Genomic DNA, 12,943 nt, shown 5'->3' on the forward strand with positions numbered 1-12,943 from the left:
GTACTACGACTGACGACAACTGCATCGACCGCTTACTTGCCGAAGATCTGCTGCTTGGTATAGAAGCCGTCCTTGATGACGGTGTCCAGCGTGTCCTTGGTCAGCACGGTCGGCGTCAGGAGCACGGTATCGACATCCTTCTTGCCGTTGTTGAGCTTGGTGTTGAACTTGGGCGTGGTGCCCTTAACCAGATCAACGGCCATCTCAGCGGCGTTGGCGGCAATCACCTTGATCGGCTTGTACACCGTCATGGCTTGCGTGCCTTCGGCCACGCGGCGCACGCCCGCCAGGTCAGCATCCTGGCCCGACACCGGCACCTTGCCTGCCAGTTTCTGGCCTGCCAGCGCCTGGATCGCACCACCCGCCGTGCCGTCGTTGGAGGCGACGATGCCCTGGATGTTGTTGCTGTTCGCAGTCAGCGCGTTTTCAATGATGCTCTGTGCCTTCGAAGGGTCCCACTCCGGCGTCCACTGCTCGCCGACGATCTTGATGTCGCCCTTGTCAACCAGCGGCTTGAGCACCTTCATCTGGCCGTCGCGCAGCAGACGGGCGTTGTTGTCGGTCGATGCGCCGCCCAGCAGGAAGTAGTTGCCCTTGGGCGCCAGCTTGACCACGCCTTGCGCCTGCATCTCGCCCACCTTCACGTTGTCGAAGGTCACGTAACCGTCAATGTCCGCATTGAGGATCAGGCGGTCATACGACACGACCTTGATGCCTTTCTTCTTGGCGCTGGCAATGGCGTTGCCCAGCACCTTGGAGTTGAACGGCACGATCACGAGCACATCCACGTTCTGCGCGATCAGGTTTTCGATCTGGGCGATCTGCTTGGCTTCATTGGCGTTGGCCGACTGCACGTTGACGGTCGCACCCAGCTTCTTGGCCGATTCGACAAAGTAATCGCGGTCATGCGTCCAGCGCTCGACGCGCAGGTCGTCGATCGAGAAGCCGATCACCGGCGCTTCCTTGCTGGCGTGCGCCGACGTTGCGGCGAAGGTCAGGACCGCTGCAGCGGCAATGGTGTTCAGTACGCGGGAAAGCATGAAAGGTCTCCTGTTGTGCGTAAGAGGCGCTATCAGAATGATTCTGGCGTCGTTGTGCGGCCTTGCCGTACGACTTGTACTGTCTGCGGCCGCACGCCTAGCCAGAACCGCTTCGCTTCATTTTGATAGCGCCTCAAAGTGTGTTTAGAACGTGATGCCGGTCTTCAGGCCGATCACGAACGCGTTCTTGTTCTGCGTGGTGCCGCCCGGATGCAGGATGTACTGCAGATTAGGACGGAAGTACACAGAGGGCACAGGCGAGTAGCTGTAGTACAGCTCGCTCACGTATTCGTAGCCGTCACCCACGACAGCGTTCGAGCCGGTGCGGGCGTTGTTTTGGCGGACGAAGTCGGCAAAGCGGCCGTTGTTGTGCGTTGCACCCACGGCAAACCCGATGGTGTCTGCCAGGCGATCAAACGGCCCCTTGTACTGCACGCCCACCGAGAGTTGGTGATCGGTCTGCGCCGTATTGCGATCGGCTTGCGAGAAGTTCAGGAATACCGTGGCACCGCGTCCGCCGGCCGTGCCGGTGATCTGCTGCTGCAGGTTCAGGTAGGCGCCATACTGGCCGCTGCGCTGTTTGGCGTCCAGGCCGGTGATGCCGCGCGGGTTGCCGTTCACGTCTTCGTACAGGTCTTTGCCGTTGGACGTGTTGTACCAGACGCCTGCCTTGTACGAACCCGGACGACCTTCGATGTTGGGCAGCCAGCCGAACTCCAGCGGGATCAGCGCGCCGGTGGTGCCGCCGGGGTTGTTGAGCTTCCAGCCGTTGCGGCGGGCCCAGCTGTCATCCACGTAGTTCGGGTTGACCTGGTAGATGCCGATCTGCGCGTAGGTCTCGGCCGAGGTGTGCACCTTGGCGCGCGCGCCCCACTGGCTGGTCGGCCAGTTGACCCAGTAGCTGCCTACCAGGTTGCCCGGCTGCGAGCCGCAGAACGTCAGGTTCTGGAAGTCGCACGAGAATGAGAAGAAATCTTCGCCCACCGTGACACGGCCAGCCTTGATTTCCAGGCGGTCGTTGAGCAGTTTCTGGTTCAGCCAGAACTGCGTCAGGTGCCAGGTCTGGCCGCGGCCATAGACTTCCTGGATCAGCATGTTGTTGCCGATGTTCGCATCGCTGCCGAGGTTGCGGCCGTTGCGGTCGGTGACGGTGGCCTGGAAGGTGGCGCCCGTCCAGCCCGTCAGTTTTTGCATATCCAGCGTGGTGCCCATCACCCACTGGTCGGTATAGCGCGTGAGGTGCTCGGTGCCGCCGCTGAAGTTGTGTGCCAGTTCGCTGCCGTAGCCGAGGTTGAACGTCACACCCTGATCGGCCAGCCGCGTACGCAGGCCGCCCCAGTCGCCCAGCAGGTAGGGGCTGGTGGTGACGTCGTACGCGTGGGCGCTGGCTGCGCCCAGTGCCAGCACGGCAGCGGCGATGGCCGACGCACCAATGCGCTTGGCTGTGTGTTGACGATGTGCGCGCAACGTGCGCGCGGGCTTCGACACGGCATCGAAGCGGGGTTCGAGCTCCATGGACTGTCTCCTGATATTGGTCCCGTCTGCCTTGCATGACAGCGGTGTCAGCGTTCTGTTCTCAATGATGTGGCGGGCTGACGGACGCAAGAATGGCCACAATTGACAGCGCTGTCAATCTCGGGGTTTGCCCTAGTCCGTAAGCTGATTGGCATCGCACTGGCAGGGGAAAGTGGAATGCTGCGGCGCAGAAAAATCAGGTGCGGGCACAAGCCTCAACACCGGCGCGGCGTTCGATGTATGGCATCGACCTTGCTCGTGTTGCGCGTCGTCTTTCTCTCAAACCAAGGAGTCGAACATGCAACGCGAAGATGTGACTGACCTGATCGTCCTGCAGAAGATCAAGAAGCAGCTGACATGGGTACAACTGGCCGAGGTGATTGGGCACAGCAAGGAGTGGAGCACCGCCGCGCTGCTTGGCCAGATGACGCTGACCGAAGTGCAGGCGAATGCGGTGGGTGCGGCGCTGGAGTTGCCGGACGAGGCGATCGCGCTGCTGCAGGTGCCGCCTTACAAGGGCTCACTGCCGACCGCCGTGCCGACGGATCCGCTGATCTACCGCTTCTACGAGTTGATCAGCGTGTACGGCACGACCTTCAAGGCGCTGATCCACGAGGAGTTTGGCGACGGCATCATGAGCGCGATCGACTTCAACATGGACCTCACGCGCGAGCCCGACCCGAAGGGCGATCGGGTGCGCATCGTGATGAGCGGCAAGTTCCTGCCGTACAAGACGTACTGAGGTGCTACGCGTCGCCGTGGCCTTCGTGGTTGTGTTCGTCGATGAGCGGGCGGCTGCGGCGCGGCATCTCAGAATCGAGCACGAGGCGGCCGTGCACGCGGCCCTTCATGCGCGTGACGTGGTGCGTGCAGTCTTCCATGTGCGTGCTCATCAGCTCGCGCACGCGTTCGGCGTCGCGTGCGCGTGCGGCGTCGAGAATCTGCCGGTGGAACCTGACGTTGGACGCGCCGAACTTGGCGTGCTCCTTGGGTGAGGTCTCGTTGGCGAACACCACGAGTTGCCGAATCATCTCGTTGATCAGCTCGCAGCAGAACCGCAGCATCGGGTTGGGGTTGGCCGCGGCCAGGATGTCGTGAAAGCTCAGGTCTTCCTGGCGCTGATCCAGCGGCGCGGCAGCCTTGGCAGAGGCCGGGTCGCACAGGTCGATGGTGTGTTCGAGCGCGTGGAAATCCTCTTCCGTCAGGTGCGGCACGGCACCGGCGGCCAGTTCGGGCTCCAGCAGGCGGCGCACGGTGTAGACATCTGCAATGCCGATGTCCTTGAAGAACAGGTAGTTCTGCATCAGCTGGAACGTGCGGTCCAGCGGCACCTCGACGATGGTGCCGCCGCCGGCCGGGCCCGTGCTCACGCTTACCAGGCCTTGCACTTCCAATGACTTGAGCGCCTCGCGGATGGTGCCTTTGCTCACACCAAAGGTCTCCTGCAGCTTGATCTCCTGCGGGAGCTTGTCGCCGGGCTTGAGGTTGCGCTGCGTGATCAGCCGCTTGAGTTCTTCGGCAACGAGGTCGGCGCGCTTCTGCTTGCGGATGCCGATCGACGCTGTCTTGCCTGCTCCGAGTGTGGCCATGATTGTCGTTCCTGAGTTGCGCGCATTCTAACTGCGGGGCCTGCGCCGACAGCGCGCCCGGCTGGTGCATGCGTGCCCGTCAATCGTGCGCGCGCACCGCATCTTCACATCCTCGCCCGGCACTTTCGCCGCACACACCTTGGCGTAAACACCGACCTCTTCGCCGTTGACGCGGCGCGGATGCGGCTTCTATGATGATTTCGCCTATTTATCATAACAAATATAAGAAACTGGTCTGGTTCTTGCTCGACTCGATGGTCGGCGAAAACCTCGCCGGTGAAGGCCAGGAGGAGGCGCCGATATGCGATATGGGTGGCTCCGAGCGCTGTTCTGTACCCACATGAACCCAAGGAGTGCGCTTTGAATCGTCGAGACTTGCTCAAACTGGCGGCGCTGTCCGCTGTGCCCGCGTCGGTGCTGCAGGCCCGTTTTGCGTTTGCTGCTGATGCCATCGAACTGGGCTGCCCGGTGCCGATGTCCGGCCCGTTTGCCGCCAACGGCAAGTTTGCCGATCTGGGCATGAAGCTGGCCGTGGAGCAGGTTGGCAAGGTGCTCGGCCGGCCACTGGCGTACAGCGTGCTCGACACCGAGGGCAAGCCCGCCACGGCCGTGCGCAAGGTGCAAGAACTGGCGCAGCAGAAGAACGCGCGCTACTTCGCGGGCGGCATTCTTTCTTCCGAATCGCTGGCGATGGGCAAGGAGGCGGAGAAGTTTGGCGGCGTGTTCATCACCACCGCCGGGGCCGATGAGATTACCGGCAAGGACTGCAACCGCGCGACGTTCCGCTGGTCGGTACCGACGTACGGCGCCATCGAGCGCACTGTGCGCCCGCTGATCGAATCGATGCCCAAGGCCAAGCGCTGGTACACCATCACGCCGCAGTACGTGTTTGGCGACGGGCTGCTCTCGGCGGCCAAGAATATCTTCAAGGAAAAGGGCATCGAGCACGTGGGCAACAGCTACCACGCGCTCACCGAAAAGGAGTTCAGCGGCTACCTGACCAACGCGATGGCCGCCAAGCCCGATGTGCTGCTGATCTTGAACTTCGGTTCGCAATCGTCCGACACGCTGCGCCAGGCGGTGAGCTTCGGCATGAAGAAGAACGTGACGATTCTGGTGGCGTGGGCGTCAGGGCTGGAGCAGTTCGAATCGCTCGGCGCGGACTTGTGCGACGGCGTGTACTTCGGTGCGCAGTACTGGCACGACGTGGATACCCCCGCCAACCGTGACTTGGTGAAGCGAACACAGGCTGCGTTCAAGGCCAACCCCAACTACAGCCTGGCGGGCTCGTACACCTGCACCAAGATTCTGCTCGATGCGATGGCCAAGGCGGGCAGCGCTGACCCGAAGGCCGTGATCGCCGCGCTGCAGGGCATGAAGTACGACGGCCTGACCGGCCCCGAAGAGATTCGCGCGGCCGACCACCAGGTGCTCAAGAACTACTACCTGCTCAAGGGCAAGCCCAAGAGCCGCATGAAGGACAAGGACGACTTTGCCGAGGTGGTTGCTGTCGGCAAGGCGTTCCTGCCGGTCGAACAGACCCAGTGCAAGTTGGCTTGATGCGCCACGCGCGTCGCGGGTCCACCGCGACGCAGTTGTTCTCCTGCATGCGATTCCAATGAACGTCTACCTGCTCCAGGTCGTCAACGGCGTGGGGATCGGCATGCTCTACTTCCTGCTGGCGGTAGGGCTGTCGATCATCTTCGGGCTGTTGCGCTTCGTCAATTTCGCCCACGGCGCGTTTTATGCGCTGGGCGCGTATCTCTGCTTTCAGGCCCTGCAGATGGGCATGAATTTCTGGCTGGCACTCATGTTGGCACCCATCGTCATCGGCGCGCTTGCATGGGTGACGGAGAAGGTGCTGTTGCGCCATGTGTATGCGCAGGCGCATGAGTTCCACATCGTCGTCACCGTGGGTCTGGCGCTGGTGGTGCAGGAACTCATCATCGTGGCGTGGGGGCCGTTGGGCGTGGATGTGCCGCCGCCCGATGCGTTGCAGGGTGTGGTGATGTGGGGCGATTTCGTCTACCCCAAGTACCGCCTGTTCGTGATCGGTTTTACCGCCGTGCTGGCGATGGGGCTGTGGTGGCTGCTTGAAGGTACACGCCTTGGCAGCGCGGTGCGCGCGGGCAGTGAGTCGACCGAGATGGTGTCGCTGCTCGGTATCAACGTGTTCCGTCTGTTCAGCCTGATGTTTGCGCTGGGTGCCGCCACCGCGGCGGTGGCCGGTGTGTTGGCCGCACCCATTCGCGGTGCGGAGCCCTTCATGGGCGTGGAGGCGCTCGGCATCGCCTTCGTCGTGGTGGTGGTGGGTGGCATGGGCAGCTTTGCCGGGGCGCTGGTCGGCGGCCTGCTGGTGGGCATCGTGCAGAGCCTGATGAGCACGCTGTGGCCCGAGGGCGCGCGGCTGATGATCTACGTGGCGATGGCGGCCGTGCTGCTGCTGCGCCCACACGGCCTGCTGGGGAGGGGATGATGCAAGGGATAGCTCATGGATTCGCGCGCTACCGCTTCTGGTGGCTGTCGCTGTTCGTAACGTTGGTGCTGCCGCTGGTGCTGACCTCCGGCACCTTGGCGACTGAAGTGCTCGTCTACGCCATGGCCGTGATGGCCTGCAATCTGCTGCTTGGCTATACGGGGTTGCTGTCGTTCGGGCAGGGCATCTTCTTCGGGTTGGGCAGCTATGCGGTGGGTGTCGGCCTCACGCAGCTGTCGTTGCCGATGCCGGTGGCGATCGGGTTGGCGGTGGTCGTGGGCGCAGTCGTTGCAGCGGCGGTGGGATGGTTCGCCATCCGCCAGCGCGGCACGTACTTCGTCATGCTCACGCTGGCGTTTTCGCAGATGTTCTATTTCCTGGCCTACACCACCCCGTCACTCACGGGCGGGGACAACGGGCTGCTTGATATTCCGCGCCCCGCATTCACGGCATCGCCGTGGGCGTTCTATGCATTCGTGGCAGTGCTGTTCCTGATCGTGTTCTTCCTCGTGCAGCGCGTGACGGAATCGGTGTTCGGCCGCACGCTGCTGGCGATTCGTGACAACGAAGAACGCGCGCTCGCCGTCGGCTACAACGTCAAGACGTTCAAGCTGCTGGCGTTCGTCATCTCGGGTGCCGTCACGGGGCTCGCTGGCGCGCTGCACGCCATGCTCACAGGCATCGCGCCGCTGGCCAATATCGACTACCACGTCAGCGAGATGATCCTGGTGATGACCGTGATTGGCGGCACCGGCAATGTGTTTGCCTCGGTGCTGGGGGCGGCGTTCTATGTGCTGCTGTCGGACTGGCTCTCCAGCCTGTGGCCGCGCTGGCTGATGCTGCTGGGCTTCCTGCTGATTGCGGTGAGCCTGTTCATGCAGCGCGGGCTGTTCGGGCTCGGCCAAAAGCTGTGGCAACGCGTGCGCACGTCGCGCGGCGCAACGGCCGTTCAGGAGGAACGCGCATGAGCACCACGCCCATCCTGCAGGCTACCGGCATCGTCAAGCAGTACGGCAAGTTCACCGCGCTGGGCGGCGTGGATTTGCGCGTACTGCCCGGCACCGTGCACTCCGTCATCGGCCCCAACGGCGCGGGCAAGACCACGCTGTTCCACATGCTCACGGGCACGCGCATGATCACCAGCGGCACCATCGTCTTCGATGGCCATGACGTGACGCGCGAGGCCGACTACCAGCGCGTGCAGCGCGGCATTGCGCGTTCGTTCCAGGTGACGAGCCTGTTCCTGAGCCTGTCCGTGCGCGAGAACCTGCGGCTGGCCGCGCTCGGCACCACGCCCCACCGCGCCATGCACGGCTGGCGAATGCCGCAGGGCGATCTGGCCTGCACCGATATGGTCGACCGCGTGCTGGATCGGCTTGAACTGCCGCGCCTGGCCGACACCCCGGCAGCCGCACTCTCGCACGGCCAGCAGCGCCGGCTGGAAGTGGGCATGGCGCTGGCCGCCAATCCGCGCGCGATCTTCCTCGACGAGCCGACCTCCGGCATGGGCGTGGACGACCTGCCCGCCATGAAGGCGCTCATCCGTGGCCTCGCGCATGACCACACCGTTGTGTTGATCGAGCACAACATGGACATCGTCATGGACATCTCCGACACCATCACCGTCATGCAGCAAGGCAAGGTGCTGATGGAGGGCACGCCCGATGCTGTACGTGCCGACCCGCGCGTGCGAGCTGCCTACCTCGGCAACATGATCACCGGAGGCAAGAAGTGACGACCACGATGATCCTCGACGTTGAAGACCTGCACGGCTACTACGGCAAGAGCCACGTGCTGCAGGGTGTGGCGCTGTCGGTGCGCGAAGGCGAACTGGTGACGCTGCTCGGCCGCAATGGCGCGGGCAAGTCGACCACGCTCAAGGCGATTGCCGGTGTGGTCGCGCCGCGTGGGCACGTACGCTTTCGCGGCAAGGACATCGCTGGCCAACCGCCGCATCGCATTGCCGCACAGGGGCTGTGTCTGGTGCCCGAGCATCGCGGCATCTTCAAGCTGCTGACGGTGGAAGAGAACCTGAAGCTCGGCGCGCGGCGCGATTCGCCGTGGCAGTTGGCCGACATCTACCGCATCTTTCCGCGCCTGCACGAACGGCGGCGCAACGGCGGCGCGAATCTATCTGGCGGCGAGCAGCAGATGCTGGCCATCGGCCGCGCGCTGATGAACCACCCGCGCCTGTTGATGCTCGACGAGCCGGTGGAGGGCCTCGCGCCCGTCATCGTGGAAGAGATCGTCGCGCAGTTGAAGGTGATCAAGCAGGCGGGCGTGTCCATCCTGCTGGTGGAGCAGAACCTGGAGGTCTGCACACAACTGGCCGACCGCCACGTGATCATCGAACAGGGCCGCGTGGTCTACACCGGCAGCAACGACGATTTCCGCACCGACGACGCCGTCAAGGACCGCTACCTCGGCGTCGGCCTGGCTGCCTGAACGGAACTCCCAATGACAACAACGACACTCGACTCCACCCTGCGCATCAATGGCGCGCGCCTGTGGGACACGCTCATGCAGCAGGCCAGCATCGGCGCCACGCCCAAGGGCGGCGTGCGCCGCCTGGCGCTGACCGATCTTGATCGCCAGGGCCGCGACTTCTTCGTTGCGCAGGCCGAAGCCGCGGGCTGCACCGTGCGCGTGGATGCCATCGGCAACCTTTTCGCGCGTCGCCCGGGGCGCAACAGCACGCTGCCGCCCGTAATGACTGGCAGCCATATCGACACGCAGCCCACCGGCGGCAAGTTCGATGGCAACTACGGTGTGTTCGCGGGCATCGAGGTGGTGCGCACGCTCAACGATGCGGGCATCGAAACCGAAGCACCCATCGAAGTGGCTGTGTGGACCAACGAAGAGGGCTCGCGCTTCGTGCCGGTGATGATGGGCTCGGGCGCTTTCATCGGCGAGTTCGAGTTGGAAGCCGTACTGGCCGCGCAGGACCGCGATGGCGTAGCCGTGGGCGAAGCGCTGCGCAGCATCGGCTATGCAGGCACCGAGGCCGTTGGTGGCCGGCAGGTCGGCGCGTACTTCGAGGCACATATCGAACAAGGGCCAGTGCTGGAGGCGCACGCGACCACCATCGGCGTGGTGACGGGCGCGCTCGGCCAGCGCTGGTACGACGTGGTCTTCACCGGCATGGAGGCGCACGCCGGGCCCACGCCCATGGAGTTGCGCCGCGATGCGCTGCTGCCCGCCGCGGAGCTGGTCGGCATTGCCAACCGCATCGCGCTGGAGCGCCCGCCGCATGCGCGCGCCACGGTGGGCTGCCTGAGCGTGCACCCCGATTCGCGCAACGTGATTCCGGGTGGCGTGTCGATGACGATCGACCTGCGTGCAGCGGACGACGCGGTGCTCTCCGACATGGATGCTGAACTGCACGCCGCCGTGGCCGAGCTGCGCACGCGCAGCGGCATCGACATCGCACTGCGTCAGGTCGTCTACTTCCCGCCGCAGCCGTTTGACGCGACGCTGGTGAATGCGGTGCGCAACGGCGCGCGGCAGCTTGGGTTGTCGGAGATGGATGTGATCAGCGGCGCCGGCCACGACGCCGTCTACCTCGCCCGCGTGGCGCCCACTGCGATGATCTTCGTGCCATGCAAGGACGGCATCAGCCATAACGAGATCGAAGACGCCCGCCCCGAACATCTGGAAGCCGGCTGCAACGTGCTGCTGCACGCCATGCTGCAAGCTGCTGGCCGCTCATAACCGACACACGCCCATGCGCATCCTGATCGCCCGCTTCAATCACGAGACCAACACGTTCTCGCCGGTGCCGACGCCGCTGGCTTCGTTTCATCCGCACTACGGTGCCGATGCTTACCGCGCCGCCAAGGGCACGCGCACGGCAGCGGGCGCGTTCATCGACTTGGCTGAAGCGGCAGGCGCGGAAATCGTCGTGCCTGTCATCGCCGGGGCCAACCCGAGCGGGCGCGTGGCTGCCGACGCGTACACCAGGCTGTGCGATGCCATCGTTGCGGCCGCGCCGGGGTGCGATGCACTGATGCTCGACCTGCACGGCGCGATGGTCGCCGAGAACAGCGATGACGGCGAAGGCGACCTGCTCGAACGCCTGCGCGCGGTGGCGCCCAACGTGCCGATTACCGTCGCGCTGGACCTGCACGGCAACCTCACGCAGAAGTTCATCGACCTCGCAGATATTGCGGTGACCTTCAAGACCTATCCGCACGTCGACATGTACGAAACCGGTGAGCATGCAGGCCGTCTGCTGTTCGACAAACTTGCCGGCCGCGCGAACCCCGTTCTCACGTGGCGCCGCTTGCCGATGGTCACGCACACGCTGCGCAGCCGCACCGACGAAGGCGCGATGCATCGCGCCGTGGCGCTGGCCAGGCAAGCGGAGCAGGACGGCATGTTGGCCGTGTCGATCCTCGCGGGGTTTGGGTTGGCGGACATTGCCGCGCCGTGCCTGTCCATCGTGGTGGTTGGCAATGGCGATGCGCAAGCCGCTGACGCCGCAGCCCAGCGTATTGCCGATGCTATCTGGGCTGACCGCGAAGGCTTCGTCTACCGCTCCGAGCCGCTGACTGAATCGATCGCACGCGCAGCCAAGTTGGCAGACGCTCCAGGCAACGGCCCCGTGCTGCTGCTCGACCACGGCGACAACTGCATGTCCGGCGGCACGTGCGACGACATGCACGTCCTGCATGAAGCGTTGAAGCAAGGTTTGAGCGGCATTGCCGTCGGGCCCGTGTGCGACCCGGAAGCCGTCGCCGCGATGATCGATGCAGGTGTGGGTGCCACTGTCACACTGCCCGTGGGCGACAAGGTGCCGCTCACGCAGTTGGGCGTGTACCCGGTGCCACGCGCGTTGACGGGCAAGGTCGCCGCTATCAGCGATGGTGAATACGTCATTACCGGGCCGACCTACACCGGTCAGCGCATCCGCATGGGGCGTACGGCGTTGCTCGACATCGGCGCGGCGCAGGTGGTCGTCACCGAGACGCCGCAGGAGCATTGGGACCTTGGCATCTTCACGCACATCGGCGTGGACCCGCATGCTGCGCGGTTTCTGCTGCTGAAGTCGCGCATGTATTGCCGGCCCGTATTCGTGCCGATCGCCAAAGCTGTAGTGGAGTGCGACGGCGGCGGCGTGACCAGTTCCGACTACGCGCGCTTTCCGTTTGCGAAGGTGCAGCGGCCCGTGTTTCCGCTCGACGCGGAAGCGGTGGCCGCCTGAGCGCTATGCGCTGTCGCGCTCCACGAGCGTGAAGCCGACGTCGACCGTGCGGCGCTCTTCGTCACCGTGCTCGATGCGGTCGATCAACAGCGATGCGGCCAGCTTGCCGATGCCCGTGCCGTCGATGCGGATGGTGGTGAGCGCGGGCGTGGTGTCCTTGGCGAAGACCTGATCGCCGTAGCCGACCACGCGCAGTTGCTGGGGCACCACAATGCCGCGATGCTCAGCTTCCATCAGCACGCCGAGCGCGAGGATGTCGGCACCGCAGAAGATCGCGTCGGTGTCCGGATGCTGTGCGAGCAATGCACCCAGCGCGCGTCGGCCGTCGCCCAGGTTGGCGGGGGATTCGGCGGCGATGACGGGAATCGCTTCCTCTGAACCGAATGCTTTCACGAAGGCTTGCGCGCGCGCCTGTGCGCGGCGGTCGCTCGGCGTGATGACGGCAGGGCGCTTCGCGCCACGCTGCTTCAGATAACGCGCCGCCGCCTGCCCCACCTTCTGGTGCGAGAAGCCGACCAGCATATCCAGCGGGTTGCGCGTGATGTCCCACGTTTCCACCACCGGCACACCGGCGGCCTGCAATTTCTGTCGCACGCTGGCCGAGTGCACCACGCCGGTCAGCACGATGCCCGCCGGGCGCCGCCCGACGATGGCATCGAGCAGCGCATCTTCACGCGATTCGTCATAGCCGCTCTGGCCGATCAGCAGTTGATAGCCCGCTGCCGCCAGCTCGGTGGTGAGCGCGGCCACGGTTTCCTGGAACACGCTGCCCGCAATGGTGGGGATGAGCGCGACGATCAACCGGCTGCGGTTGGACGCCAACGATCCCGCCACCAAATCCGGCGTGTAACCAGTCTGCCGCACCGCTTCGCGCACGCGTTCCAGCGTGTCGCTCGACACCAGCTCCGGCGTATTCAACGCGCGTGAGACTGTCACCTTGGTCACGCCCACCAGCTTGGCGAGATCGCTCAATGTGACGCGCCCAGTGCTTTTGCGCGCACGGCGTGCGGTGGCGGGCGCGGTTTCTGCGAGAGACACGGTGGTGGACTTGGTCACGAGTGATCTGGGAGCGTCTAGGGAAAGAAGGGCTAGCAATTATCGCAAAACCCGACTACGATTG

The 12,943-nt window shown here is 64.4% G+C and carries 12 protein-coding genes; 8 read left to right on the forward strand and 4 right to left on the reverse strand.

Annotated elements, in window-relative coordinates:
- Positions 1-32: 32 nt before the first annotated feature.
- Positions 33-1,040 (reverse strand): D-xylose ABC transporter substrate-binding protein, encoded by a 1,008-nt coding sequence (xylF, locus tag PI87_RS05030; RefSeq protein WP_039596595.1) that lies wholly within the window; start codon positions 1,038-1,040, stop codon positions 33-35.
- Positions 1,041-1,184: 144 nt separating this feature from the next.
- Positions 1,185-2,555 (reverse strand): carbohydrate porin, encoded by a 1,371-nt coding sequence (locus PI87_RS05035; RefSeq protein WP_039596596.1) that lies wholly within the window; start codon positions 2,553-2,555, stop codon positions 1,185-1,187.
- Positions 2,556-2,853: 298 nt separating this feature from the next.
- Here PI87_RS05035 and cynS point away from each other — a divergent pair, with 298 nt between their 5' ends.
- The gene (gene cynS, locus PI87_RS05040) at positions 2,854-3,297 is read left to right on the forward strand and encodes a cyanase (protein ID WP_039596597.1); all 444 of its coding nucleotides are present in this window, start codon (positions 2,854-2,856) and stop codon (positions 3,295-3,297) included.
- A 4-nt stretch (positions 3,298-3,301) separates the two neighbouring features.
- Here cynS and PI87_RS05045 read toward each other — a convergent pair whose 3' ends face one another.
- Positions 3,302-4,144, reverse strand: a complete 843-nt coding sequence (locus PI87_RS05045) for a FadR/GntR family transcriptional regulator (RefSeq protein ID WP_039596598.1) — start codon at positions 4,142-4,144, stop codon at positions 3,302-3,304.
- 360 nt (positions 4,145-4,504) lie between these two features.
- Here PI87_RS05045 and PI87_RS05050 point away from each other — a divergent pair, with 360 nt between their 5' ends.
- Genes PI87_RS05050 through PI87_RS05080 form a run of 7 tightly spaced genes read left to right on the forward strand, consistent with a single transcriptional unit; the run spans position 4,505 to position 11,823 of the window.
- Entirely contained in the window at positions 4,505-5,704 is a 1,200-nt protein-coding gene (locus tag PI87_RS05050) for an ABC transporter substrate-binding protein (RefSeq protein WP_039596599.1), read from the forward strand.
- A 58-nt stretch (positions 5,705-5,762) separates the two neighbouring features.
- Positions 5,763-6,620, forward strand: a complete 858-nt coding sequence (locus tag PI87_RS05055; RefSeq protein WP_039596600.1) for a branched-chain amino acid ABC transporter permease — start codon at positions 5,763-5,765, stop codon at positions 6,618-6,620.
- Positions 6,620-7,588, forward strand: coding sequence for a branched-chain amino acid ABC transporter permease (locus PI87_RS05060; protein ID WP_039596601.1), 969 nt, complete (start codon positions 6,620-6,622; stop codon positions 7,586-7,588). Before PI87_RS05055 ends, PI87_RS05060 begins: the two co-directional genes overlap by 1 nt.
- Complete coding sequence (locus tag PI87_RS05065; protein WP_039596602.1) at positions 7,585-8,355, forward strand: ABC transporter ATP-binding protein; 771 nt, start codon at positions 7,585-7,587, stop codon at positions 8,353-8,355. The genes PI87_RS05060 and PI87_RS05065 overlap by 4 nt, the downstream gene beginning before the upstream one ends.
- An 8-nt stretch (positions 8,356-8,363) precedes the next feature.
- Positions 8,364-9,065, forward strand: a complete 702-nt coding sequence (locus tag PI87_RS05070) for an ABC transporter ATP-binding protein (protein ID WP_039596868.1) — start codon at positions 8,364-8,366, stop codon at positions 9,063-9,065.
- A 12-nt stretch (positions 9,066-9,077) separates the two neighbouring features.
- Entirely contained in the window at positions 9,078-10,331 is a 1,254-nt protein-coding gene (locus PI87_RS05075) for a Zn-dependent hydrolase (RefSeq protein ID WP_039596603.1), read from the forward strand.
- A gap of 13 nt (positions 10,332-10,344) precedes the next feature.
- Positions 10,345-11,823, forward strand: a complete 1,479-nt coding sequence (locus tag PI87_RS05080) for a M81 family metallopeptidase (RefSeq protein ID WP_039596604.1) — start codon at positions 10,345-10,347, stop codon at positions 11,821-11,823.
- A 3-nt stretch (positions 11,824-11,826) separates the two neighbouring features.
- Here PI87_RS05080 and PI87_RS05085 read toward each other — a convergent pair whose 3' ends face one another.
- Positions 11,827-12,879 (reverse strand): LacI family DNA-binding transcriptional regulator, encoded by a 1,053-nt coding sequence (locus PI87_RS05085; RefSeq protein WP_039596605.1) that lies wholly within the window; start codon positions 12,877-12,879, stop codon positions 11,827-11,829.
- Positions 12,880-12,943: the final 64 nt, after the last annotated feature.

The sequence above is a fragment of the Ralstonia sp. A12 genome, assembly GCF_000801955.1.
Classification (GTDB): domain Bacteria; phylum Pseudomonadota; class Gammaproteobacteria; order Burkholderiales; family Burkholderiaceae; genus Ralstonia.

Excerpts from the sequence above, each read along its gene's own strand:
- xylF (WP_039596595.1), bottom strand. The coding sequence starts at position 1,040 with ATGCTTTCCCGCGTACTGAACACCATTGCCGCTGCAGCGGTCCTGACC.
- PI87_RS05035 (WP_039596596.1), bottom strand. The coding sequence starts at position 2,555 with ATGGAGCTCGAACCCCGCTTCGATGCCGTGTCGAAGCCCGCGCGCACG.
- cynS (WP_039596597.1), top strand. The coding sequence starts at position 2,854 with ATGCAACGCGAAGATGTGACTGACCTGATCGTCCTGCAGAAGATCAAG.
- PI87_RS05045 (WP_039596598.1), bottom strand. The coding sequence starts at position 4,144 with ATGGCCACACTCGGAGCAGGCAAGACAGCGTCGATCGGCATCCGCAAG.
- PI87_RS05055 (WP_039596600.1), top strand. The coding sequence starts at position 5,763 with ATGAACGTCTACCTGCTCCAGGTCGTCAACGGCGTGGGGATCGGCATG.
- PI87_RS05060 (WP_039596601.1), top strand. The coding sequence starts at position 6,620 with ATGCAAGGGATAGCTCATGGATTCGCGCGCTACCGCTTCTGGTGGCTG.
- PI87_RS05065 (WP_039596602.1), top strand. The coding sequence starts at position 7,585 with ATGAGCACCACGCCCATCCTGCAGGCTACCGGCATCGTCAAGCAGTAC.
- PI87_RS05070 (WP_039596868.1), top strand. The coding sequence starts at position 8,364 with ATGATCCTCGACGTTGAAGACCTGCACGGCTACTACGGCAAGAGCCAC.
- PI87_RS05075 (WP_039596603.1), top strand. The coding sequence starts at position 9,078 with ATGACAACAACGACACTCGACTCCACCCTGCGCATCAATGGCGCGCGC.
- PI87_RS05080 (WP_039596604.1), top strand. The coding sequence starts at position 10,345 with ATGCGCATCCTGATCGCCCGCTTCAATCACGAGACCAACACGTTCTCG.